General features: G+C 54.5%; 23 protein-coding genes and 1 pseudogene. All 24 read left to right on the top strand.

Translation table 11 applies throughout. From position 1 onward, the window contains the following. The first annotated feature begins 2 nt into the window (after nucleotides 1-2). The 24 genes and pseudogenes from JRG72_04630 (at nucleotide 3) to JRG72_04515 (ending at nucleotide 22,552) form a co-directional block, all read left to right on the top strand. Complete coding sequence (locus JRG72_04630; GenBank protein MBW2134507.1) at nucleotides 3-1,388, top strand: F0F1 ATP synthase subunit beta; 1,386 nt, start codon at nucleotides 3-5, stop codon at nucleotides 1,386-1,388. 4 nt (nucleotides 1,389-1,392) lie between these two features. Then, nucleotides 1,393-1,788: a F0F1 ATP synthase subunit epsilon gene (locus JRG72_04625; GenBank protein ID MBW2134506.1), complete on the top strand. Its 396-nt coding sequence runs from the start codon at nucleotides 1,393-1,395 to the stop codon at nucleotides 1,786-1,788. Then, complete coding sequence (locus tag JRG72_04620; GenBank protein ID MBW2134505.1) at nucleotides 1,775-2,104, top strand: AtpZ/AtpI family protein; 330 nt, start codon at nucleotides 1,775-1,777, stop codon at nucleotides 2,102-2,104. The genes JRG72_04625 and JRG72_04620 overlap by 14 nt, the downstream gene beginning before the upstream one ends. Further along, the gene (locus JRG72_04615; GenBank protein ID MBW2134504.1) at nucleotides 2,088-3,314 is read left to right on the top strand and encodes a cation:proton antiporter; all 1,227 of its coding nucleotides are present in this window, start codon (nucleotides 2,088-2,090) and stop codon (nucleotides 3,312-3,314) included. Before JRG72_04620 ends, JRG72_04615 begins: the two co-directional genes overlap by 17 nt. Before the next feature lie 2 nt (nucleotides 3,315-3,316). Continuing rightward, nucleotides 3,317-3,610 (top strand): ATP synthase subunit I, encoded by a 294-nt coding sequence (locus tag JRG72_04610; protein ID MBW2134503.1) that lies wholly within the window; start codon nucleotides 3,317-3,319, stop codon nucleotides 3,608-3,610. A 19-nt stretch (nucleotides 3,611-3,629) separates the two neighbouring features. After that, nucleotides 3,630-4,385 carry a F0F1 ATP synthase subunit A gene (locus tag JRG72_04605; GenBank protein MBW2134502.1) on the top strand — a complete coding sequence of 252 codons (756 nt, stop codon included), beginning with the start codon at nucleotides 3,630-3,632 and terminating at the stop codon, nucleotides 4,383-4,385. Beyond that, complete coding sequence (locus JRG72_04600; GenBank protein ID MBW2134501.1) at nucleotides 4,385-4,654, top strand: F0F1 ATP synthase subunit C; 270 nt, start codon at nucleotides 4,385-4,387, stop codon at nucleotides 4,652-4,654. The genes JRG72_04605 and JRG72_04600 overlap by 1 nt, the downstream gene beginning before the upstream one ends. A 10-nt stretch (nucleotides 4,655-4,664) precedes the next feature. Further along, complete coding sequence (locus tag JRG72_04595; GenBank protein ID MBW2134500.1) at nucleotides 4,665-5,465, top strand: F0F1 ATP synthase subunit B; 801 nt, start codon at nucleotides 4,665-4,667, stop codon at nucleotides 5,463-5,465. Next, nucleotides 5,455-7,014, top strand: a complete 1,560-nt coding sequence (locus JRG72_04590) for an alternate F1F0 ATPase, F1 subunit alpha (protein MBW2134499.1) — start codon at nucleotides 5,455-5,457, stop codon at nucleotides 7,012-7,014. The genes JRG72_04595 and JRG72_04590 overlap by 11 nt, the downstream gene beginning before the upstream one ends. 68 nt (nucleotides 7,015-7,082) lie before the next feature. Continuing rightward, nucleotides 7,083-8,234, top strand: a complete 1,152-nt coding sequence (locus JRG72_04585) for a hypothetical protein (GenBank protein MBW2134498.1) — start codon at nucleotides 7,083-7,085, stop codon at nucleotides 8,232-8,234. 47 nt (nucleotides 8,235-8,281) lie between these two features. Beyond that, complete coding sequence (locus JRG72_04580; protein MBW2134497.1) at nucleotides 8,282-9,184, top strand: F0F1 ATP synthase subunit gamma; 903 nt, start codon at nucleotides 8,282-8,284, stop codon at nucleotides 9,182-9,184. Between the two features lie 61 nt (nucleotides 9,185-9,245). Then, nucleotides 9,246-9,983, top strand: a complete 738-nt coding sequence (locus JRG72_04575) for a DUF72 domain-containing protein (GenBank protein ID MBW2134496.1) — start codon at nucleotides 9,246-9,248, stop codon at nucleotides 9,981-9,983. 24 nt (nucleotides 9,984-10,007) lie between these two features. Next, nucleotides 10,008-10,756 (top strand): annotated as a pseudogene (locus JRG72_04570) (hypothetical protein). Next, nucleotides 10,734-11,543 (top strand): Fpg/Nei family DNA glycosylase, encoded by an 810-nt coding sequence (locus JRG72_04565; GenBank protein ID MBW2134495.1) that lies wholly within the window; start codon nucleotides 10,734-10,736, stop codon nucleotides 11,541-11,543. The pseudogene JRG72_04570 and the gene JRG72_04565 overlap by 23 nt, the downstream one beginning before the upstream one ends. A 65-nt stretch (nucleotides 11,544-11,608) precedes the next feature. Beyond that, nucleotides 11,609-12,736, top strand: coding sequence for a site-2 protease family protein (locus tag JRG72_04560; protein MBW2134494.1), 1,128 nt, complete (start codon nucleotides 11,609-11,611; stop codon nucleotides 12,734-12,736). Between the two features lie 54 nt (nucleotides 12,737-12,790). Continuing rightward, entirely contained in the window at nucleotides 12,791-13,666 is an 876-nt protein-coding gene (locus JRG72_04555; protein ID MBW2134493.1) for a radical SAM protein, read from the top strand. 148 nt (nucleotides 13,667-13,814) lie between these two features. After that, nucleotides 13,815-15,053, top strand: a complete 1,239-nt coding sequence (locus JRG72_04550) for a molybdopterin molybdotransferase MoeA (protein MBW2134492.1) — start codon at nucleotides 13,815-13,817, stop codon at nucleotides 15,051-15,053. A gap of 15 nt (nucleotides 15,054-15,068) precedes the next feature. Beyond that, nucleotides 15,069-16,994, top strand: a complete 1,926-nt coding sequence (locus tag JRG72_04545) for a molybdopterin biosynthesis protein (GenBank protein MBW2134491.1) — start codon at nucleotides 15,069-15,071, stop codon at nucleotides 16,992-16,994. A gap of 39 nt (nucleotides 16,995-17,033) precedes the next feature. Next, on the top strand, nucleotides 17,034-17,792 hold the full coding sequence (locus JRG72_04540) for a hypothetical protein (GenBank protein ID MBW2134490.1): 759 nt from the start codon (nucleotides 17,034-17,036) through the stop codon (nucleotides 17,790-17,792). A 129-nt stretch (nucleotides 17,793-17,921) separates the two neighbouring features. Continuing rightward, on the top strand, nucleotides 17,922-18,632 hold the full coding sequence (locus tag JRG72_04535; GenBank protein MBW2134489.1) for a class I SAM-dependent methyltransferase: 711 nt from the start codon (nucleotides 17,922-17,924) through the stop codon (nucleotides 18,630-18,632). A gap of 117 nt (nucleotides 18,633-18,749) precedes the next feature. Next, nucleotides 18,750-20,210: a hopanoid biosynthesis associated radical SAM protein HpnJ gene (hpnJ, locus tag JRG72_04530; GenBank protein ID MBW2134488.1), complete on the top strand. Its 1,461-nt coding sequence runs from the start codon at nucleotides 18,750-18,752 to the stop codon at nucleotides 20,208-20,210. Next, nucleotides 20,207-21,280: a radical SAM protein gene (locus JRG72_04525; GenBank protein MBW2134487.1), complete on the top strand. Its 1,074-nt coding sequence runs from the start codon at nucleotides 20,207-20,209 to the stop codon at nucleotides 21,278-21,280. Before hpnJ ends, JRG72_04525 begins: the two co-directional genes overlap by 4 nt. Further along, the gene (gene hpnK, locus JRG72_04520) at nucleotides 21,280-22,158 is read left to right on the top strand and encodes a hopanoid biosynthesis-associated protein HpnK (protein MBW2134486.1); all 879 of its coding nucleotides are present in this window, start codon (nucleotides 21,280-21,282) and stop codon (nucleotides 22,156-22,158) included. The genes JRG72_04525 and hpnK overlap by 1 nt, the downstream gene beginning before the upstream one ends. A gap of 16 nt (nucleotides 22,159-22,174) precedes the next feature. Beyond that, nucleotides 22,175-22,552 carry an EamA family transporter gene (locus JRG72_04515; protein ID MBW2134485.1) on the top strand — a complete coding sequence of 126 codons (378 nt, stop codon included), beginning with the start codon at nucleotides 22,175-22,177 and terminating at the stop codon, nucleotides 22,550-22,552. The last annotated feature ends 582 nt before the right edge of the window (nucleotides 22,553-23,134 follow it).

Genomic DNA, 23,134 nt, shown 5'->3' with positions numbered 1-23,134 from the left:
CAATGAGTGATCAGTCCAACCCCGGTCAACCTGACCAGGGGAGAGTAGTTTCGGTCCGGGGTAATGTAGTTGATGCCTATTTTCCCAAAAGGGTACCTCACCTTTATAATCTGCTCCAGACCGGGGATCAGGGAAAGATCGTTATTGAAGTAGTTGCACATCTCAGTGCCGAAATGGTGCGGGGAATAGCCCTGACCACCACCCAGGGGCTGGCGCATGGGTCGATTATTGTCGATACGGGCCAGCCGATCAAGGTCCCGGTAGGAGAGCGCCTTTTAGGTCGAGTATTCAATGTCTTCGGTGACACGATCGACCGCAAGGACCGGATTACTGGCGGAGAGTGGCGGTCGATTCACCGCGCTCCGGTGCCGCTGAGCCAACAAGCCACGGTCCCCGAGATCTTCGAAACCGGAATTAAGGCCATCGATGTTCTGGCCCCCTTGGAGCGGGGCGGCAAGGCCGGACTGTTTGGCGGCGCCGGGGTGGGGAAAACCGTGCTGATCATGGAAATGATTCACAACATAGTCGGGCAGCATGAGGGGATCAGTCTCTTTTGTGGCATTGGGGAACGCTGCCGGGAGGGGGAAGAGCTATACCGGGAGATGCAACAAGCCGGAGTCCTGGACCATACCGTAATGGTGTTTGGTCAGATGAATGAACCGCCGGGGGCCAGATTCCGGGTCGGTCATGCGGCGCTGACCATGGCCGAATACTTCCGGGATGAAGCCCGGCAAGAGGTGTTCTTGCTGATTGACAACATCTTCCGGTTTATCCAAGCCGGGGCTGAAGTCTCCGGGTTGATGGGTCAGCTGCCCTCGCGACTGGGATATCAACCGACCCTGGGTACCGAGCTGGCCGCCCTGGAAGAACGGATCTGCAACACCGCCAGTGGCGCCATTACTTCGGTGCAGGCGGTGTATGTCCCGGCCGATGATTTTACGGATCCAGCAGCGGTACATACTTTTGGTCACCTTTCGGCGTCCATCGTGTTATCCCGAAAGCGAGCCAGCGAAGGCCTGTATCCCGCCATTGATCCCTTAAAATCGGGGTCCAACGTATTGGTTCCCCATATCGTCGGGCCGCGGCACTATCATGTGGCTCAGGAGATCCGGAAGACTCTGGCTATATACGAAGACCTTAAAGATATCATCGCCATGTTAGGCATTGAAGAACTCTCTCAGGATGATCGGCGGACGGTTTACCGGGCTCGCCGCCTGGAACGGTTCCTGACTCAACCATTTTTTGTCACCGAGCAATTTACCGGTCACAAAGGTCGAATCGTCAAGCTGGAAGATGCAATCGAGGGTTGCGAACGGATTCTCAACGACGAATTACAGGATTATCCGGAAAGAGCCTTGTACATGATCGGGTCGATCGATGAGGCCTGAGCGTATGAAACTTAAGCTATTGCTGCCTTCCGAAATTCTGATCGATCAGGAAGTGACCAAAGTCATTGCTGAAGCGGACAACGGTTATTTCTGTCTGCTGCCGCGGCATATTGACTTCGTCGCCGCCTTGGTGCCCGGTATCCTAGCCTTTACCGCGCGGGACGGGCAGGAGGAGTTTGTTGCCGTCGATGAAGGCATCCTGGTCAAAGTCGGCCCGGATGTGCTGGTTTCGACTCGGAACGCCTTCCGCAGTGCGGAACTGGAGAAGTTGCGGCAAACCGTGGAGCAAGAATTTCGGATAAGAGATGATCGGGAGAAAAAGGCCCATTCAGCGACGGCCAAATTGGAAGCCGATTTGGTCCGGAGATTCATGGAACTAGGGGAGCATGAACGATACTGAGAAGGTCAATCATCCGGACCGGAAGCGGGCGGAAGAGCTGTCCCAAAAGATCGCCGCCAAACAACAGCGTAAGCTGAAAGCCAGACACCGGAGAGATCGCCCCCTCTGGTTTGGGTTGGGGATGTTCGGCCTGGTGGGCTGGTCGGTAGCGATCCCCACCCTGATCGGAATAGCATTGGGAATCTGGCTGGATATGAAATTGCCCGCCCGTTTTTCCTGGACGCTCACCCTGCTCTTTGTCGGAGTCATACTCGGTTGCCTGAATGCCTGGTATTGGATCAAGCGAGAAAGTCGAAACCATGGAAGTGGGAATTAGCCACCCTCTGTTGATCTCATTAGTGGGAGCCTTGGTGGTTCTGGCCATGTTGGTGAAATCGGCCTGTCTCCAGGCTAATATCCCACCCTTGATTGGCTATATCTCGCTGGGTTTCCTGCTGGGATGGGCCGACGTCGCGTTGGGATGGCTGGGGAGCGGCGGCCGGGAGATTTTTAGCCTTTTAGGGGAAATCGGAGTCATCGTGTTGCTCTTCCGGATCGGTTTGGAAAGCAATGTTGCCGGCCTGATTCATCAGTTGCGTCGGGCCTCTCTGATCTGGCTGGGAGGGGTTTTATTCAGCGGGATACTGGGCTATCTCACTGCTTCCATTATCTTTGGCCTGTCGCTGATTTCCAGTCTGTTCGTGGCCATTGCTCTAACCGCCACCAGTGTTGGGGTCTCGGTAGCCACTTGGCAGGACGCCCAGGCCCTCAATTCTCCTATCGGAGAGCTGTTAGTTGATGTGGCCGAGTTAGACGACATCTCGGGGATTGTGTTGATGGCCCTGCTGTTCGCCATCGTCCCGGTTTTGCAGGGACAGGCGAATAATTCTCTGTTGCATATGGTCGGATTAACCGCGGTTCTGCTACTGGCCAAGCTGGTGGGGTTCGGAGCTTTCTGTATCCTGTTTTCGATGTGGATTGAACGCCATGTAACTGAGTTCTTTACTAAAATCAGCTCGCCGCCTCACTTGGCCCTGGTGGTGGCCGGAATCGGCTTTATCATGGCCGCGCTGGCGGCGTTGCTAGGTTTCTCGGTGGCCATCGGCGGCTTTTTCGCCGGACTGGTATTCAGCCGTGATCCGCAGTCGGTTAAAATTGATGCCTCTTTTGAAGACATTTATGAATTTTTTAGTCCGTTTTTTTTTATCGACATCGGTCTGAATATCGATCCCTATGCCCTCACCTCGGGCCTGGAACTTAGTGGATTGCTGGTGGTGGCGGCGATCCTGGGGAAGGTACTAGGGCATGGCGTCCCTTCTTTGATTACTTTGGGATGGAGCGGCGCCGTGGTGCTGGGTTTGAGCATGATTCCCCGAGCGGAAATTGCCATGATCATCATGGAACATGGCTTGAACCTGGGTAACTGGGCCGTGCCGCCCCCGGTTTATGCCGCCATGGTCGTAGTATCGGCGGCCACCTGCATTATTTCTCCGATCACCGTGCGGGTCCTTTTGCGTCGGTGGCCTCAGATTAAGGGAGAAAACTAACCATGACCATTATCATCGTTCAACTCTCTCTAGCCTTCAGCTTGGGCCTGGGCCTGGGCCTGTTATATTTCGGGAGCCTGTGGTTAACGGTTCAGCGACTGCCCCAGATGCGGCGGCCGGAGTGGCTGACTGTGGGCAGTTTTCTGGGGCGCACCGCTATCTGCCTGTTGGGTTTTTATCTGATCATGGCTGGCCGCTGGGAGCGGCTGCTCCTGGCCACTCTGGGTTTTTTGGTAATGCGGTCCATTTTAGTCCGCCGCTGGGGACCTGAAAACCCGAAGCCGTTGACCAAATGAAGGTTGGCCGATGGAATTCATGAGCTTAAAAGATATTACTCCGGATATGGTGACTATCTGGCAATGGGGAGCGATTTCCCTGAACGCCACTATTGTATTCACCTGGATAGTGATGGCCCTGATTATCGTGATTTCCTGGCTGGTCACCCGTAGCCTGTCGGTAGATGCCCAAGCCTCACGGTGGCAGACTCTGCTGGAAGTGCTGGTAGGCGGCATCCGCAATCAGATCCGGGAAGTCAGCCGCCAGGACCCTGACCGCTATCTGCCGTTTATCGGCACCCTGTTCCTGTTTATCGCGGTTTCCAATCTGTTGACCCTGTTCCCGGTTTACATCCCTCCGACCGGTTCTCTGTCCACGACCACGGCTTTGGCCATCTGCGTCTTTGTCGCGGTGCCGGTTTATGGCATTATCGACCTCGGCTTGCTCGGCTATCTGAAACTCTACATCCAACCGACGATATTCATGTTGCCTTTTAACATCCTGGGCGAGCTGTCCCGGACCCTGGCCTTGGCGGTTCGACTCTTTGGCAACATCATGAGCGGCACCAAGATCTTGGCCATCTTGCTGGCGGTAATGCCTTTTTTCTTTCCGATTCTGATGCGGGCCTTGGGATTACTGACCGGCCTAATCCAGGCCTATATTTTTGCCATTCTGGCCATGGTCTACATTGCTTCTGCTACTCGGGTGCGCGAGGAACGCGAACAGGGAGCTCAAATGACCACTTCTCCGGAAACCAATCAACCCCACGATCCATTGAAAGGAGACAATTTGTGATGGACGGCATCAGTCTGATCGGCATGATCTCTATCTTTACGGCAGGTTTGACCATGGGTCTCGGTGCCATTGGTCCGGCTTTGGGAGAAGGCCGGGCCGTGGCCCAGGCCTTAAGCTCGATTGCCCAACAACCTGATGAAACCGGTGCCATTACCCGGACTCTGTTTGTAGGTCTGGCCATGATCGAATCCACCGCCATTTACTGTTTCGTGATTTCCATGATTCTGATCTTTGCCAACCCCTTCTGGGATTACGTGATCTCGCGGTAGGAGGATATCCGTGCTCATTGATTGGTATACGGTAATCGCTCAGATCATCAATTTTTTGGTGCTCATAGCCTTGGCCAAACACTTTTTGTACGGCCGCATCATTAATGCCATGAACCAGCGGGAAGAAAGAATCGCGGCCCGGCTGGCCGAGGCCACCCAAAAAAAACAGGAGGCTGAGCAACTGGAGCAAATCTACCGCCAACAGAATCAACAGTTAGAAATCCAGAAAAAAGCCATTCTGGACCAGGCCCAAGAACAGGCGGAGGCCCAACGCAAACTGCTGCTGGAAAAGGCGCGCCAGGAGGTCGATGATCTCCAGGCTAGATGGTATGACGCTATCCAACAGGAGAAAAACGTGTTTCTGCAAGAACTCCGGCAACGGGCCGGGCGGCAGGTTTACGCCGTGGCCCGCCGGGCCCTGCAAGATCTGGCCAATGCCGCATTAGAAGATCAACTCATCCGCGTTCTTATTCAGCGCCTCCAGACCCTGGATGAGGAAGAACGGCGGTTGATAGTCGAATCGGTCCATAAAGGGAATAAAGCACTGGTGGTAAACAGCGCCTTTGAGATTCCTGAGGAGAGGCGCCAAGAGCTCCACCAGGCCGTGCAAGATTTCCTGAATAACGGCTTTCGGGTTGATTATCGCACTGCCCCCGAGGTGATTTTGGGAATTGAACTGAAAACCCCCAGTCATAAGATTGCCTGGACTCTAGAAAACTATCTGGAGACTTTGGAGGCGGACCTGCAGGAAGCCCTGGATGAAAAGGCCGGGCCAAAACAGCAACCAAAATTGCCACATCATGACCAGTAATACGTTGAAATCAGAAATAAAACAGTCAAATGCACAGCCTGCCCGGCTGAAGTCAGTCCTGGACGACCTCTTTACTATTCTGGACCAGGAATTAACTGAATTCCAGCCAGAATTACGGGCGCAAGAGGTGGGTCTGGTAAGCTTTTTGGGCCATGGTATTGCCCAAGTGGAAGGACTTCCCCACGTAGGTGCGGATGAACTGCTGCGGTTTCCGGGAAATCGGTTGGGGATGGCCTTCAACCTGGAACCGAACGAGGTCGGGGTGGTGTTGCTGGATGAAAGTGGAGAGCTGAGCGCCGGAACCGAGGTGCACCGCACCGGTCGCCTCTTGGATGTTCCGGTGGGGGAAGAGTTGTTGGGCCGGGTGGTGGACCCTCTGGGCCGTCCCCTGGATAACTTGGGTCCGGTGCAGGCTTCTCACCGGCTGCCGGTCGAACGGGAAGCCCCGGCGATTATGGATCGCTCTCCGGTCACCGTGCCTCTACAAACCGGGCTCAAGGTGGTGGACGCCCTGATTCCGATCGGGCGGGGCCAGCGGGAGCTTATCCTGGGCGATCGTCAGACCGGCAAGACGGCCATCGCCCTGGATACGATTATCAACCAACGGGACCAAGACGTCCTTTGCGTTTACTGTGCCATCGGCAAGCGAGCCTCAGCCGTGGCCAAAGTAATTGCCGATTTAGATCAATACGGAGCCCGGGATTACACCATGGTGGTAGTGACCACCGGGGAAGAACCACCGGGATTACAGTTTGTCGCTCCCTATGCTGCTACTTCTATGGCCGAATATTTCATGGCCCAGGGCCGCGACGTCCTGGTAGTCTATGATGATCTGACCTGCCATGCCCGGGCCTATCGGGAGCTGTCCCTGTTGTTGCGCCGTCCGCCAGGCAGGGAGGCCTTTCCCGGGGATATCTTTTATATTCATTCCCGGTTACTGGAGCGTTCCACCCATCTGCGGGAAGAATTCGGGGGCGGCTCCTTAACAGCCTTACCGATTGTGGAAACCGAGGCTCAGAATATCGCTGCCTATATTCCCACCAACCTGATTTCCATTACCGACGGGCAGATTTATCTCTCCCCGCAGCTCTTCCAAAAGGGCATCTTGCCGGCGGTGGATGTGGGCAAATCAGTATCGCGGGTGGGGGGCAAGACGCAATTGCCCGCCTATCGGGCCGTGGCTGGAGATTTACGTCTGGCCTATTCCCAGTTCGAGGAGTTGGAGGCCTTTGCCCGGTTCGGGACCAGACTGGACGAAGAAACTCGCCACACCCTGGAGCGGGGTCGCCGGGTCCGGGAGATTCTTAAGCAGCCTCAATATCAACCTCTGTCGGTTCCCGAACAGATCGCCGCCCTGGTCGCGGTAACCGGCGGCATCTTTGACCGCCTTGACCTCGATCAGGTCGAAAGGCTGGAAAGCAAGATCCGCCAGGCCATGACCCGAAAATTATCTGACCTGGGTAAACGGATCAGCGCGGGTGAAAAACTGAGTGAGGAGGATCGTGAGAGCATGTTAAACCTGGCCCGGGAAGTCTGGACTTCCCGGTAAAGAATTGGTCCGGAGGTCAACCTGACTGAAGGCCCTAATTAATCGGTTTTTAACAGGAGGCTGAGTTTATGGAACTTTTCACTCGAAACGAGTTGCACAACTTGACCGAGGTTCAGCAAAGACCATGTGTCTCGATCTATATGCCCACCCATCGCATCCCCTCTGAAATTACCCAGGACCGGATCAGGCTGAAAAACTTACTGCGTCAGGCTGATCAGGCCTTACAGGATTATGGTCTGCGGGCTCCCGAGGCCCAAGCCATTCTGGATCCGGCAGAACGACTGTTAACCCAACTCCCCTTTTGGCAGCGCCAAAAGGACGGGCTAGCACTGTTTTTAGCACCAGAATTTTTCCGCGATTATCTGTTGCCCACCACCATTACCGAATTGGTGGTGGTAACTGACCGCTTTCATCTTAAGCCGATGCTTTCCTTGCTCAGCGGTGATGGCAGCTTCTATATTCTAGCCCTCAGCCAGAATGAGGTCAGACTGTTGCAGGGAACGCGCTTTCGGGTCAGTGAAGTCATTCTGGAAGAAATGCCCCAGAGCCTGGCCGAGGCCCTTAAATTCGAGGAGCAGGAAAAACAGCTCCAATTTCATACCCGGACTCCGAAAGCAGGAGGGGATCGGACCGCCATGTTTCACGGCCATGGCGTGGGCACCGACGATGCCAAAGACCGAATCCTGCGCTATTTCCGCCAGATTGATAAGGGGCTGCAGGAGCTGCTGCGGAACGAACAGGCGCCCCTGGTATTGGCCGGAGTTGATTATCTTTTGCCCATCTACCAGGAGGTCAATTCCTACGGACAGCTCATAGATCATGGGATTATTGGTAATCCCCAAGGGCTGAGCGCCGAGGAATTACACGCCCAAGCCTGGGGCATTATCGCACCGTACTTTCAACAGAGTCAACTTGAGGCCGCGGCTAAATATCGCCAATTGGCCGGGACCGGGAAAACCTCCAAAGAGATCAAAGAAATCGCTCCGGCCGCCTATCACGGCCGTATCGAAGCCTTGTTTGTAGCGGTTGGCCGCCAGCAATGGGGGACTTTCGACCCGCAAACCACTGCGGTGGAACTGCATTCCGAGCCGGAGCCCAAGGATCAGGACTTATTGGATCTTGCCGCCCTGCATACCCTATTGCGGGCCGGACAGGTCTTTGTGGCAAAGCCAGAAGAGATGCCTGAGGATAGCCCGGTCGCGGCAGTCTTCCGCTGCTGATCGGGTTATGGTTTAAATCAACCTCGGTTTAGGGAATAGGCGATAAGATGGCAACTACTGAGGCTATCCAGAGAAAAATCAAAACCGCCGAAGAGCTGCAATCGGTGGTAAAGACCATGAAAGCTCTGGCCGCAGTGAATATCCGCCAGTATGAAAGGGCAGTGGAGTCGGTGGCCGAGTATCATCATGCCGTCGCTCTGGGGCTGCAAATCCTGCTGCGCCACCGGCCGGAGGCCACGGCTTTGACCTCCTCGGAACCCACCCAGCGTCTGGGAGTCGTGGTTTTTGGCTCTGATCAGGGAATGTGTGGCATGTTCAATGAGCAGATTGTCGCACACACCCTGCAAAGTATGGATAACCTGATGGTGGCGCAGGAACACCGGTTTTGCCTAGTGGTTGGCCGTCGGGTGGGCGAACGGTTGGAAAATGCTGGGCAACCAGTCGAAAGGTTTTTCCCTGTCCCTAGCGGGGTCACGGCCATCACCTCGATGGTCCAGGAGCTCCTGATTGCTATTGAAGAGTGGCATGCTGGCCAGAATATTAATCGGGTATTGCTCTTCTATAACAAGCATTCTTCCGGGATGGCCTTTCGTCCCTTTACTTTTCAGCTAATACCGGTGGAGGCCGGGTGGCTGCAACATCTTCAGAGAAGTCCCTGGCCGACCCGGGTGTTGCCTACTTTTACCATGGACTGGAACCCGCTGTTCTCGGCCCTGATCCGGGAACATCTATTTGTTTCCCTGTATCAAGCCCTGGCAGAGTCGTTGGCCAGCGAACAGGCCAGCCGTCTGGTTTCCATGCAGGGAGCGGAACGGAATATCGAAGAACGACTGGCAGAATTAACCACCCAGTTTCACCGCCAACGGCAGATGTCAATCACCGAAGAACTGCTTGACATTGTCTCAGGGTTTACAGCCTTAAGCAGCAAAAAAAATCAGCGGGGAAGGTAATTGGCTGCGCCCAAAAGATAGAGATGTTCAACCTTTTTGAGACCGTTTTTCGTTTAGGAGCATGACCGGACAGCAACGCATCCATATCGGCACCTCGGGATGGCACTATGAACATTGGCAAGGCCCTTTCTATCCCGAAGACCTTTCCCCCCTGGGCTTTCTGGAGTATTATGCCCGATATTTCCATACCGCCGAGATCAACAATACCTTCTATCAACTGCCTGCCCCGCAGACCTTTGAGGGCTGGGCAAATAGAGTTCCGGAGGACTTCATTTTCGCGGTCAAGGCCAGCCGTTACATCACCCATATGAAAAAACTGAAAGACGCAGCGCAGACCCTGTCCCCGCTCTTGGAGCGAGTCCAGATCTTGGGGGAAAAATTGGGACCGATCCTGTTCCAACTGCCGCCCCGATGGAATATAAATCTCAACCGGTTGAACTCCTTTTTACAGGCTCTGCCTGCCGGTTATCGTTATGCCATCGAATTCCGCGATCCTAGCTGGTTGACCACTAAAACCTATGAGGCCCTGGCCGCACACCGGGTGGGCTTTTGTATCTACGATTTCGCCGGTCGGCTGTCTCCCAAGGAAGTGACCGCGGATTTGATCTATCTGCGGCTGCATGGCCCGGCCGGCCCGTACCAAGGATGTTATGATACCCAGTTTCTGGCGGGCTGGGCCGAGGCCTTTGCCACCTGGGCCGCTCAGGGAAAGGAGGTCTTCTGCTACTTTGATAATGATGAAGCCGGTTATGCGGTCCAGAATGCCCGGCAATTACAACAGATGATCACAAAGGGATAGGTTGTGCCAGTACATAACGCCGATATGGCCGCAATCTTCAATAAGGTGGCCAATCTTTTGGATATTGAGGATGCCAATCAATTCCGCCTCCGGGCTTACCGTAATGCCGCCCGCACTATTGCCGGGCTGCCCCAAAGGATAGTGGATCTGGTCCCCCAGGAGAGTTATGGGGCGGCCCGGCACTACTTTACCGGTTCCAAGGCCCATAACATCGCGGTGCGCAAGATCGGTATCAAAAAGGGGCTAAAGATCACCGAATACGGGATAAGCAACGGCAAGGCGGACGAAAAGAAGGTGAGGGCTTTGAACTGGTCGGCCTGCCCTATATTGAGCCGGAATTGCGCGAGAATCGGGGTGAAGTGAAGACGGCCCAAAAGGGAAGGCTGCCGCAGCTGATTACCCTGCCGGACATCCGGGGCGACCTCCGTGTTCGTACCAAGGATACGGACGGCCGCCACCGCCTGGAGGAGATGGCCCAAGCAGCCCAAGAACAAGGCAACGCATACCTGGCCATCACTGACCATTCCCAGCGGGTATCGATGGCCCATGGCCTGGATGCCAAATTTCTGGCCGCCCAGATTAAGAGAATTGACCGGCTGAGTGACAGACTCCACGGTATCATTATCCTCAAGGCCATTGAAGTGGACATCCTGGAACTCGGCTCGCTGGACCTGCCAGATGACATCCTCAAGGCACTGGATGAGAAGACCTTTGAAGAATTATTGAAAAAAATTAAGATAGGAGATCCTAGTGCCAGAACTCCCCGATGTTGAAATCTTCAAACAATATCTGGATGCCACCTCCTTACACAAGCTCATCGAAAAGGTAGAGGTGAACAATGCTACGGTCCTTGCCGGGGTTTCGGCGTCCGAATTGAGCCGGACTTTGAGGGGCCGCAGATTTGAATCTGCCCGGCGTCACGGCAAATATCTTTTAGTGCAGCTGGACGACGGCTCGTGGTTGATCCTTCATTTTGGCATGACCGGTTATTTGAAGTGTTTCCAGGACCAGGACCAGGAACCGGCTCACAGCCGCCTTTGCCTCAGTTTTGATAATGGCTTTCACTTGGCTTTCGTCTGTCAGCGGATGTTAGGGAAAGTGAGTCTGGCCCGCGATGCCGAAAGCTTTCTGGCCGAGAAAGACATCGGGCCGGATGCCCTGATTTTGGATTTCCCCACCTTGCAAGAGCTCCTGGAGGGAAGAAAAGCGGCGATTAAATCCATTTTAATGAACCAGAAATTGATCGCTGGCCTGGGTAATATTTACACCGATGAAATTCTCTTTCAGGCTGGCCTTAACCCGGCAACCCCGGTCAGCCGACTTGGTGAGGAGCAGCTCCAAGATGTGTTCGAGGCGATCAAACAAGTGCTCCGGACCGCCATTGACTGCCGCGCCGATCCCGATCAGATGCCGCGTTTTTTTTTGCTGCCGCAGCGGCACCCGGAAGGAAAGTGCCCCCATTGCCACCATCGCTTAGCGCGGTGTAAAATTGCGGGGCGGACAACCTACTACTGCCCCTACTGCCAGGCCGGGGGAAAAGGGCATAGAACTATTTCCTGAATCTGCTGCTGAGCCGGGTTCTGGTGGTCGGTCCTGGCTCCGCTAAGCTGCTATAGGAGTAAGAGATGTTACAAAATCGCATCACATTGTTTAAGCTTTTAGGGTTCGAGGTCCGGATCGATGTGAGCTGGATCATCATCGCGGTTTTGGTCACCTGGTCCCTGTCAGTCGGTCTTTTCCCTTATCTGTATGAAAATCTTTCCCCCCGGACCTACTGGACGATGGGGATAGTAGGAGCCCTGGGGCTTTTTATATCAATCATTATCCACGAATTTTCCCATTCCCTGGTGGCCCGGCGGTATGGCATCCAGATGAAGGGTATTACCCTGTTTATTTTCGGGGGGGTGGCCGAAATGGAGGAGGAGCCGCCCAACCCCAGAGCCGAATTTATGATGGCCATTGCTGGACCTATAGCCAGCATTGTTCTTTGTCTGGTTTTTTATGGCATCCACAATTACGGCCTGAAGAGTAACTGGGCGGTGTCGATTAATGGGGTGATCCGCTATCTGGCAATGATCAACGGCATCCTGGCCGCGTTTAACCTCCTGCCGGCTTTTCCCCTGGACGGCGGCCGGGTGTTGCGCTCTCTTCTTTGGGGTTGGAAGAACAACCTGCGTTGGGCCACCCGCATCTCTTCTAAGATCGGTTCCGGGTTCGGCATCGCCCTGATCTTCATGGCGGTCCTCCAGGTGCTGAACGGCAATTTCATCGCCGGTATGTGGTGGTTTCTGATCGGCATGTTCCTTAGAGGGGCGGCCCAGATGAGCTATCAACGCGTTCTAACCCGCCAGACCCTGGAGGGAGAGCCGGTGCGGCGCTTCATGCACTCTGATCCCATAACTGTGCCGCCTTCGACCACAGTTACGGAGCTGGTTGAAGATTACGTTTATAAATACCATTTCAAAATGTTTCCGGTGGTAGACAACGGCAAACTCTTGGGTTGTATAACTACCAAACAGATAAAGGCCCTGCCACGGGAAGAATGGTCACGGAAAACCGTGGGAGAGGTGGCCAACCGATGTTCAGACCAGAATACTATCAGCCCGGAGACCGATGCTATCCAAGCCCTGGCGCTCATGAGTCGCGGCGAAAACAGTCGTCTCATGGTGACCGAAAAAGGGCGTTTGGTCGGTATCCTATCGCTCAAAGATTTGTTAGGGTTTCTCTCTCTCAAAGTGGAACTGGAAGACTGACCTAAGGCGGTATGGCTTTTAAAAATTCATATGAAAGCTAAGGAGGTGATAGGCGTGCGCTACGAAGGCCCGATATACCGGCCGCCGAGTGAGGCGGACAGCCTGCTGATTCAGGCGACGGTCGGTTGTCCCCACAATAAATGCACCTTTTGCATGGTTTACAAAAACGGGGTAAAGTACAAAGTCAGGCCGATTGAGGAAATTAAGGCTGATCTGGAGGAAGCCCGCCAGGTGTATGGTGACCGGGTGCAGACCCTGTTTTTTCCGGCGGGCAATACCATTGCCATGCCCACCGCAGCCCTGACCGAACTTTGCCGCCACAGTTACTCGATTTTCCCTCGTCTGCGGCGGATTACCGTCTATGGCTCCTCCCAATTTATCTATCGCAAGGGGATTGATCAATTGCGGAGCTTGGCCGAGGCCGGCCTGAAGCGCATCCATGTCGGTTTAGAAAGTGGTGATGATGTCATTCTGGAGCGGATTAAAAAAGGCTCCACCGCCCAGCAACAGATTGCCGCGGGCCAGATGCTGCGGGCCGCAGGCATCGAGGTCAGCGAGTACGTGATGCTGGGCATTGGCGGGAAGGAGAGGACCGAAGCGCATGCTCGCCAAACGGCCGCGGCCATTAATCAGATTCAGCCAGATTTCTTGCGGCTGCGGACCTTTGTCCCCAAAATCAATACTCCCTTGTTGGAGGATGTGCTGGCCGGTGCCTTTCAGATGCTAGGCCCCCACGAGGTGCTTCTTGAGACCATGGCCCTGATTGAGGGGATTAGCGTCCCCACTCATGTGGTCAGCGACCACTATACCAACTACGTTAACCTAACTGGCCGGTTGCCGGAGGATAAGGATCGCCTGCTGGCGACCCTAAGGAAGGCCCTGAAGCTGGAGGAGTCAGACTTCCGACCTTTCTTTATCGGCACCCAATAAACCGCCATACCTTATCACCCCAACCTTGACCAGTCCGCCAGGGAAAGATAAGATAAAAAATTGGCAAAAATAAGACCATAAAAAGGGGGCCAAGGCCGTTGCGGGCAGCTCTTCACAAATGAATTTAAAGACCCCCAGCAAAATAAGGATGAAGGAATTTTTTAAACTCAAAACTATTCTCGAGGTCCTGGGACTGCTGGGTCAGTTTTCTGCGGTGGAGACGGAAATGGTGTTGTTAAGCCAGGCTCATGGCCGGGTCCTGGCCCAGGACTTGGTCGCCACCGCCGATCTCCCGGAATTTACCCGGACCGTGGTCGATGGCTTTGCGGTGCGGGCCCGGGATACCTTTGGGGCCAGCCCCAGTGCTCCGGCCCTGCTGCAGGTGGTGGGGGAAATTAACATGGGCGAGGAAGCCACCCGGCTACTGCAGCCCGGGGAGACAGTCCGTATCGCCACCGGCGGGATGTTGCCGCCGGGAGCCGATGCCGTGGTCATGATAGAATATACCCAGGAATTGGACGCGCATAACCTGGAGGTGTTCCGGAGTGTATCGCCCCTGGAAAACGTCTTACAGCAAGGCGAAGATGTCCGGGCCGGGACCAGGCTGTTGGCAGCCGGAGTTCGCCTTCGCCCGCAGGATATCGGGCTGTCAGCCGCCCTGGGGGTGACGACGGTTCCGGTTTATCGCTGTCCGCGGGTAGCAATCATTTCCACCGGCGATGAAATTGTTCCTATCGAGGCCGCTTTGAAGCCGGGACAGATGCGGGACAGTAATGCTTATGCCCTGGCCGCCCAGGTGGAGACAGCCGGTGGGAAACCCTGCTATTGGGGCATTGTCCCGGATGAGCTGACCGCCCTGCAAGAGCGGCTGGCTGCGGCTCTACCTAAGTCGGATCTGATTCTGATCTCCGGGGGCAGTTCGGTGGGTACCCGGGATTGGGCCATTACGGCCATCCAATCCTTTTCGGACTCCCAGATTCTGGTCCATGGCTTGGCGATAAGCCCTGGCAAACCGACAATCTTAGCGGTCATCGACAATAAACCATTGATTGGCTTGCCCGGCCATCCGGCGTCGGCGATGATCATCATGGCGGTGTTGGGCCGACCACTATTGGCCCGATTGGGTGGGCTAAACGCCCCTGAGGATTCTTGGGGCCAGACCATTACCGCCCGGCTTTCCCGCAACCTGGCCTCCCCCCAGGGACGGGAAGATTTTGTCCGGGTCCGTCTGCGGTCCGAAGCAGACACTCTGTGGGCCGACCCGATTCTGGGCAAATCCGGCCTGATTTCCACTATGGTCAAGGCCCACGGCTGGATTCAGATTCCCCTGCACACCGAAGGGTTGGAAAAGGGCGAACTAGTTACGGTGCGATTGTTTTATAGCTAAGTTGTTGCCAGGTCGATGAAACGTCATATTTATCTAAAGATGAAACCCCTGGCTGAGGCCCGGGAGCTTTTTCTTTCCCGATTTGACCTGGACAATTATCTGGCTCCGGAGGAGGTGCCGACCGTGGAGGCCCTGGGTCGGGTTACCGCCGCCCCGGTTATCGCCCGGCTGTCCTCGCCGCACTACCATAGCGCGGCCATGGACGGCTATGCATTAGAGGCGTCCGCAACCTTTGGAGCTACCACGGAGCAACCCCGGCGACTGCGCCTGGGGCAGGAAGCCTTTCCGGTCAACACTGGCAATTTGCTGCCGCCGGGGACTGACGCGGTGATTATGGTAGAACAGGTCAATCCCATCGATGATGAGAGCATTGAAATTGAGGCCGCGGTGCATCCCTGGCAACACGTCCGACGGGTGGGGGAGGATCTGGTGGCCGGGGAAATGGTGCTGCCGGAAAAAACCGTAATCACTCCCGCGGCCCAGGGGGCGCTGCTGGCAGGGGGGATTACCCGGGTCCTGGTTAAGCAGCGGCCGCGGGTGGTCATTATCCCCACTGGTTCGGAACTGTTACCTGTTACAGAACTGTCGCGCGAGGATTTAACCCCAGGGAAGATCATCGAATTTAATTCTGTCATGCTGGCCAGTCTGGTCGAACAGGCCAGCGGCCTGCCCCAGATTCACCCGCCGGTTCCTGATACCTTGACAGCCATTCAAGATGCTCTCGATATTGCGGTAAACCAAGGCGACATAATTATCATCAATGCCGGGTCCTCGGCTGGCACCGAGGATTATACCGCCGAGGCGGTTAGCAACCTGGGTGAAATCCTGGTGCACGGGGTGGCCATGATGCCGGGCAAACCAACGATTTTGGGAGTGGTGCAAGGCAAGCCGGTGATCGGCAACCCCGGCTATCCGGTATCCGCGGTGCTCTCCGCCGAACAATTTATCCTGCCCCTGATCGCTGGCATGGTGGGCCGTCCGCTACCGCCGCGGCCCCAGGTGAAGGTCCATGCGGCGCAAAAAATTCCCTCCAAGGCCGGCCTGGAGGAATTCATCCGGGTAACCCTGGGGAAAGTGGGAGAGCGGGTTATCGCCACCCCCTTGCCCCGGGGCGCGGGCACCATCACCTCTCTGGTAAGAGCTGACGGTATTATTCGTATTCCGGCCTTGAGCGAGGGTTTGGAGGAGGACCGCCCGGCTATCGCAGAATTACTCATCTCTTTAGAAGAACTGGCCGGCACCCTGGTGGCCATTGGCAGCCACGACAATACCCTGGACGTCTTGGCCAGCTTGCTGCGGCGGCGAAACCCGGAGCTGCGCCTGTCTTCAGCCCATGTCGGGAGCCTGGGAGGGCTGCTGGCCTTGAAGAGAGGCCGCTCCCATCTGGGGGGCAGCCACCTCTTTGATCCCGCCACTAATTCATATAACATCCCTTATATCCAGCGGTATCTGCCAGGAATGCCTTTAAAGCTGATCAATCTGGTGTATCGCCAGCAGGGTCTGATGGTGCTGCCTGGAAATCCCAAAAATATCAAAGGATTCGAGGATCTGACCCGCTCCGAGGTCAGATTTATTAACCGCCAGCGAGGCTCGGGAACCCGCATCCTGCTGGATTATCAGTTACAGCAACTTGGTATTCCCCCGGAGGCGGTTACGGGGTATGATAGGGAGGAATATACTCACATGGCGGTGGCGGTCAATGTGTTATCCGGCAGCGCCGACGCCGGCCTGGGGATCAGGGCGGCAGCGCAGGCCCTGGAATTAGATTTTATCCCAGTGGTTGTCGAACGCTATGATCTGGTCGTTCCACAAACCACCTTTGCCGAAGGCCGCTTTCAAACTCTGCTGGCCCTTATTCGATCGGAGGAATTTAAGCATTTGGTCAAGGAACTCGGGGGTTACGATACCTGTGACACCGGGACCATTATCTGGGAACAATAGTCTGGTAACCTTCAGGATTCGTTGCGTAGGAGGAGATAGATGCGTGTTTTGGATATGAGTCCCTACCGCCCCTATCGTCAGATGGCGAAGACTTGTCTGACCAGACCAATCCGGGATAAACAGGTAACTTGGATCATGCCTGAACCGGAATATGTTTTAGAGGGCCGGTTTTTACTGCGCCCGCTCCGGCGCGGTGATGTGGCCGCCGCGGCCGAACTCTGGCGCTGGGCCTATCCCGAGGTCTATGGTTCCGAACATGATTTTATTTTGTATCCCGAGGAATATGAGGCGCGCCTCACCCTGGAGGAAACCTGGGAAACCGACGCTATTAAGAAACCGTACTGTATGCTGACGGCTGAGGAAGTTACCAGCGGACGGCTGGCCGCGGCCGTGATGATGACCAAATTTGATAAAAATCTCCAAGTTGAGTATACCTTTGCCGGCACTCACCCCGATTTTCGACAGCAGGGTTTGATGGGCTTCTTAGGGAGACTCATGGACCGGCTGGTCAAAGCCTCGGGAGCGGAATATCTGACCACTTTTCTGGAAACCTGGCACACCATTACCCAGGATGTGACCCTCAAATGGGGACGAGGCTGGAAGATCGCGGGTATTTTTCCTGGCAATTTCACCCGCTGGACCGGCAATCAGCAGGAATATCGGGCCTGTGAAATCCATCTCTACAAATTTATTAACGAGGGCGAAAAATATGCCACCCAACCGGCAGAGTGGAATCTGCATCCCGAGATTCAAAGACTCTGGGAAGTGCTTGAGGCCTTAAATGCCAAATTGAGGTAATGTTTCAATCTAGAATTATCGGCTAAAATAAATGTCACCTTTAAAAAAACGTTACCGCGGTCAGGCAAGCGCCAATGGCCCCCGCAATTTCGTCGACAACCGAATAGTTTTGGAATAGAATAACCAGGCATGAAATTTTCTCTGAAAAGATGGTGGCGGCGCCTCATGGCCCGGCGGCAGGCCCAACTTATCCTCGCTTCACTGGGACCGAGGCTTGGGTTAAACCTGTCGCAATGCCAAGAACTCCTTGATTTACATGCCTTTTTCTTTCCAGAAAAAATGGCCCGGTGGACCGAAAGGGTGGCTCTCTATCGATTGGCCGCGGGTTTGCCACCCGGAGCCTGTGTAGTTGAAATTGGCTCCTGGGTCGGGGTCGGTACCGCCTACCTGGGATGTGGTCTGCGGTCGGGGTCAGGTGGCCGGATATACGCCGTCGATACATTTTTGGGAACGACCTTAAATCCTCAGAGTCAGGTGGCTTGGCAACGATCGGTAGATCGGCTCGGAGGCAGTAGTTTGCCAAGCTTTCTGTCCAATATTGAGCGTTTTGGCCTAAAAAATGTCGTCACCCCCTTGGCTGAGGATTCTCTTAGCGCCGCCCGCCAATGGCCCGGGACACCGATTGATCTTCTTTTTATTGACGGCGACCACGTCTATGAGGCGGTTAAACAGGATTATCAGAGCTGGAAGCCCTACGTCAGGCCTGGAGGACTGTTAGTCTTTCATGATTACGATGACCGCCACCCTGGGGTCCAATCCGTCGTGAATGAGGTGTTGGCCACTGATCTGGCCGGTCGGGAGACCGAGGCAGTGGATTCCCTCCTGGCCATCCGGCTATGATTATGGTAATTTTTCGTTTTTAAGGCGTTGAGCCTGGTGTTGGCCTCGAGAGAATCGACTAGTTCATGATTTAATTGGAAATTTAGACTACCCTTAAAATTCAGCGAAAGGCATTTCATGAAACGCACCCTCTTACTCAGTCCTCCCTGTTTCAAAGATTTTGATGGCGGTGCCGGGTCTCGTTATCAGGCTACGCGGGAAGTAACTTCCTTCTGGTATCCTACCTGGCTCTGTTACCCGGCGGGATTGATTACCGAGAGCCGGGTACTGGATGCTCCACCCTTGAACTTAAGGGTGGCGGAGGTGGTCAAACAGGCTGCTGATTATGAACTGGTAGTGATTTTCACTTCTTCCGCGTCTCTAACCCACGATATCAAGACGGTAGAGGCGTTAAAGGCAAGTTATCCAAACTTAACGGTGGGGATGGTAGGCCCTCAGGTAACGGTATTGCCTGACCAAGCTTTAGACGCCAGCCCGGCTCTGGACTTTGTGGCCCGCCGTGAGTTTGATTATACCGTCCTGGAACTGGCGGAGGGGCGGCGGTGGGAAAAGATTTTAGGCTTAAGCTACCGGAAAAATGGGAAAATTTACCATAACCCGGACCGTCCCTGGATAGAGGATTTAGATGCCCTGCCCTGGGTTACCGAAATCTACCATCGTGATCTGGACATTAATCTCTACCACATACCCTATCTCCGGGACCCCTATATTTCCATCTATTCTGGCCGGGGCTGTCCCCACCACTGTATCTATTGTCTATGGCCGCAAACCTTGTCCGGTCACCGCTATCGGGTGCGCAGTGTAGCTGACGTGGTCAACGAGGTGCGTCGCAGCCTAGAGCTGTTTCCTCAGGCCGCGGAAATCTTTTTTGACGATGACACCTTTACCGCCAACCCGGAGCGGGTCCGACAGCTCAGTCGGGAATTTCGCCCTTTACAGTTCACCTGGTCCGCCACCGCCCGGGTCAACACCGATTATAAGTCTTTAAAAGCCATGAAAGAGGGCGGCTTGCGCTTACTGGTAGTGGGGTATGAAACCGGTAATGAGCAGATCTTAAAAAACATCCGCAAAGGGGCCACCCTGGATCAGGCCCGACGTTTTACTCGCTGGTGCAAGGAATTGGGTATCCAGATCCATGGCACTTTTATTGTTGGTTTACCAGGAGAAACCCCAGCCACCATTGAGGAATCGATCCGCTTTGCCTGTGACCTGGATCCAGATACCATCCAGGTATCGCTGGCTACCCCCTATCCCGGAACGGCCTTTTATGATCTCTGCATTACTCAGAGTTATTTCCGCTCCGAGTTCTTGGTCGATGGCGACACCGGTTATCAGCAATGTGTGGTGGAATATCCCGAACTCAAGGCCGAGGAAATTTTCCAGGCAGTCCCCCGTTTTTATCGCAAGTTCTATTTTCGCCCCGGTTATATGGCCCGGACCGCGAAAACTATGCTGCTGGATGCAGACGAACGCCGCCGCCTTCTTAAAGAAGGAAAAGAATTTTTTGGCTTTCTTTTCCGGCGGAACCAACCCTCCCATAGCGGAACAGAGGAATCCCTCAAGTCTTCAATTCCATGACTCGCAAAGAATTTTTCAGCCTCCTTTTTCAAGGAGGCCCTGGATTCTGCCAGATTGCCGTTACCAATGCCTGTAATGCCCGGTGTACGTTTTGCAATTTTCACCGACTCAAGCCCGAAGATTGGATTATGGCCGACCCAGCCCGTCTCCGTCAAGGGTTGCCGCTCCTGGCCCAGGGCGGGATAAAATATATTGTTTTTACCGGCGGGGAACCGTTGCTTTATTCTCCCCTGACGGACCTTCTGGCCCAGGCCCGGGATCTAGACATCACCACCTTGCTGTGTACCAATGGGGCCTTGCTCAGTTCTGCTAAACTATCCGAGTTTCAAGAGGCTGGTCTGGACAGCTTGATTATCTCCATTGATGCTGCCTCTTCCCGACTTCATGATGAACACCGGGGTTTGCCCGGCCTCGCTGACCATATTAGGGCGATGGTGCCGGAAATCAAGCAGCGGGGAATTAAACCCATCGCCTCAGTAACCATTAGCCGCCTGCTTACGGATCTGCCAGCCCTCCCCAAGTTTTTAGCCGAGCTAGGGTTCCGCCTGGTTACCTTTTCTTATCCTTTGACCCGGGTCCATTCCTCTTATCTGGGCTGTGCCGATCATGATTTGGTAAAGTTTTCACCGGCCGAACTATATAGCTGGTTCGAGCAGATAAAGGACTTAAAGTCCCAGAACCATTTACAAATCCTTAATCCCCGGCGATCATTGATAGAACTGCAGCGCCAACTGACCAACCACCGGTCACGCTTTCCCTGTCTGGCCGGGTACAAATATTTTTTCCTGGATTGGGAGCTTAGGGTTTACCGCTGTCATTATTTAAAGACGCCGTTGGGGGCCTTGGAAGATTTCCTCTCTCTGCCCCGGATCAGAGATGATTGTCAGGCCTGCATGATTGATTGTTACCGAGACCCCAGCGTATATCAATATGCGGCCGTCTCCCTGGCCGATGCCTTTACTGCCTTAGGTCAGGGCCAACTCCGCAAAGCGCTAGGGCATCTGTTTCATCCCCTTAACTTTCTTTCTCTGGCCTCTTGGCTGGAAGGTCTGCATTGGATAAGGGATTGATGACCGCAAATACTATTCCCTGGCCCAGGCGGGCGGTCATCATCACTGGCGACGATTTTGGCCTGTCGTCGGCGCTAAATCAGGCGATTGCTCTGGCTCACCGAAAGGGAGTCCTGAGCTGTGCCAGTCTGATGGTGGGTGCTCCCGCCTGTTCGGAGGCGGTGGCGCTAGGCCGGGAACTCCCCGATCTATGTTTGGGCCTCCATCTGACCCTGATCCAAGGCCATGCTGTCCTGCCCCCCCGCTTCATACCACATTTGGCCGATCAAGCGGGCAATTTCCGCACAGATCCGGTTGGGGCTGGTCTGCGTTTCTTTTTCTCCCTCCGACTGCAGAACGAAATTCGCCGGGAATTGGCAGCCCAGATTGAAGCATTTCTGAGTACTGGGCTGACCCCCTGGTTTATTAACGGTCATCTCAATATCCACCTACATCCCAGGGTATGGCCCATGGTCCAGGAGTTGGCCCAGGAATATAATATTCCTGGGGTACGCCTGACTCATGAAAATCTTCGAATTACCCTGGCACTAAATCGGCAACGGCCCGCTCATAAGATTGCCCATGCCTTAATCTTTATCTGGCTGGCCCGCCGGGTTCAAAGGACCGCCCGCAACAGTGGCTTTAAAGTCAATGATCATCTTTTTGGCCTGCTAAACGACGGCCAGATGGATGAAGATTATCTCCTGAGGCTGCTGCCCCAATTGCGGGCCGGTGTAACCGAGATCTATTCTCATCCCGCTCTTTGGAGCGATAAGGAATTACGGCGGTGGATGCCGAGTTATCGTCACCAGGACGAGTTGGCCGCCCTGCTCAGTCCCCGGATCAGACAGGCCCTGGTGGAAAATGGTTTGGAACTCACCAATTACCAACATTTCTAAAGGAGAACCAGGCATGATGACTAAGACCTTACTTACCCTGATCATCGCGGTTATCTCGGTGTCGATAGGTGATGTGCTACTATCACATGGCATGAAACAGATCGGCGCGGTGTCCTCCTATCAACCCCACGCCCTGTTGAAGCTGGGGGTTCAGATCTTTAGCCACCCCACCATAATTTTGGGGATCCTGTGTCTGGCGGTTTTTTTCTTTCTCTGGTTGGCGGTGCTTTCCTGGTCTGACCTAAGTTTTGCCTTGCCTCTGACTGCCCTAAGTTATGTGCTTACGGCCTTTCTGGCCCAATACCTGCTGGAAGAGACCGTCACCCCGATCCGTTGGGCAGGTACCGTTCTGATCTGTATGGGCGTAGCCCTGGTCACTAAGAGCGGCTATTAGTCTGGCCCACCGGAACCATACCTTTTAAGCTCAAAAAGGCGTTCACCACCTGACCCCTGGTCTTAAAGAAGGCTACAGTTGGTCGGTAGTAGAGGACACCACGGGGTCAGGTCTAGGAGCCGCGCCAAGGTAAATATTCAACCAGGCAGATCTTGGGTGTACGCCATATCGGACTCTGGCGATGAGCTCCACGGGGAGGCAGATAAGCGGCCAGGTCACCGAGGTTACCAAGAGGGCGGAAAACACCGCCAAAAAACCGCTGATTGCTAAACCTAGAATATCTAATTGCATTTGGTATCTCCCTCCCATCGGCCTTGCCTGATCACCAGTTCGGTTCTAAGGCACAACATCCATTTTACTTAAGGCCATTGATCTTTGATATAACCAAAGAGCAATAGCCGTACCACCCATACTTATAAATTAATTTAATATATTCAATGCCTTAATGTTGGTTAAGTCTGGGGGCTTTCAGTTCGATAGAAGAGATCTGGGGGTAAAGCTTAGGGGTTTTAAGATCAGAAAAGTTATGGGCTTGGCGGGAGGGGAAAATCTGTTTTTCGAGAAGAACGGCCATGTTGCCCG

The sequence above is a fragment of the Deltaproteobacteria bacterium genome, from assembly GCA_019309545.1.
In the GTDB taxonomy this organism is placed as follows: domain Bacteria; phylum Desulfobacterota; class Desulfobaccia; order Desulfobaccales; family Desulfobaccaceae; genus Desulfobacca_B.
The sequence above is the reverse complement of the archived record's forward strand: the minus strand, read 5'-3'. Positions and strand labels throughout refer to the sequence as shown.

Bases quoted from the DNA above. Each gene is read 5' to 3' on its own strand.
- JRG72_04630 (MBW2134507.1), top strand. From the start codon at position 3: ATGAGTGATCAGTCCAACCCCGGTCAACCTGACCAGGGGAGAGTAGTT.
- JRG72_04625 (MBW2134506.1), top strand. From the start codon at position 1,393: ATGAAACTTAAGCTATTGCTGCCTTCCGAAATTCTGATCGATCAGGAA.
- JRG72_04620 (MBW2134505.1), top strand. From the start codon at position 1,775: ATGAACGATACTGAGAAGGTCAATCATCCGGACCGGAAGCGGGCGGAA.
- JRG72_04615 (MBW2134504.1), top strand. From the start codon at position 2,088: ATGGAAGTGGGAATTAGCCACCCTCTGTTGATCTCATTAGTGGGAGCC.
- JRG72_04610 (MBW2134503.1), top strand. From the start codon at position 3,317: ATGACCATTATCATCGTTCAACTCTCTCTAGCCTTCAGCTTGGGCCTG.
- JRG72_04605 (MBW2134502.1), top strand. From the start codon at position 3,630: ATGAGCTTAAAAGATATTACTCCGGATATGGTGACTATCTGGCAATGG.
- JRG72_04600 (MBW2134501.1), top strand. From the start codon at position 4,385: ATGGACGGCATCAGTCTGATCGGCATGATCTCTATCTTTACGGCAGGT.
- JRG72_04590 (MBW2134499.1), top strand. From the start codon at position 5,455: ATGACCAGTAATACGTTGAAATCAGAAATAAAACAGTCAAATGCACAG.
- JRG72_04585 (MBW2134498.1), top strand. From the start codon at position 7,083: ATGGAACTTTTCACTCGAAACGAGTTGCACAACTTGACCGAGGTTCAG.
- JRG72_04580 (MBW2134497.1), top strand. From the start codon at position 8,282: ATGGCAACTACTGAGGCTATCCAGAGAAAAATCAAAACCGCCGAAGAG.
- JRG72_04575 (MBW2134496.1), top strand. From the start codon at position 9,246: ATGACCGGACAGCAACGCATCCATATCGGCACCTCGGGATGGCACTAT.
- JRG72_04560 (MBW2134494.1), top strand. From the start codon at position 11,609: ATGTTACAAAATCGCATCACATTGTTTAAGCTTTTAGGGTTCGAGGTC.
- JRG72_04550 (MBW2134492.1), top strand. From the start codon at position 13,815: ATGAAGGAATTTTTTAAACTCAAAACTATTCTCGAGGTCCTGGGACTG.
- JRG72_04545 (MBW2134491.1), top strand. From the start codon at position 15,069: ATGAAACGTCATATTTATCTAAAGATGAAACCCCTGGCTGAGGCCCGG.
- JRG72_04540 (MBW2134490.1), top strand. From the start codon at position 17,034: ATGCGTGTTTTGGATATGAGTCCCTACCGCCCCTATCGTCAGATGGCG.
- JRG72_04535 (MBW2134489.1), top strand. From the start codon at position 17,922: ATGAAATTTTCTCTGAAAAGATGGTGGCGGCGCCTCATGGCCCGGCGG.
- hpnJ (MBW2134488.1), top strand. From the start codon at position 18,750: ATGAAACGCACCCTCTTACTCAGTCCTCCCTGTTTCAAAGATTTTGAT.
- JRG72_04525 (MBW2134487.1), top strand. From the start codon at position 20,207: ATGACTCGCAAAGAATTTTTCAGCCTCCTTTTTCAAGGAGGCCCTGGA.
- hpnK (MBW2134486.1), top strand. From the start codon at position 21,280: ATGACCGCAAATACTATTCCCTGGCCCAGGCGGGCGGTCATCATCACT.
- JRG72_04515 (MBW2134485.1), top strand. From the start codon at position 22,175: ATGACTAAGACCTTACTTACCCTGATCATCGCGGTTATCTCGGTGTCG.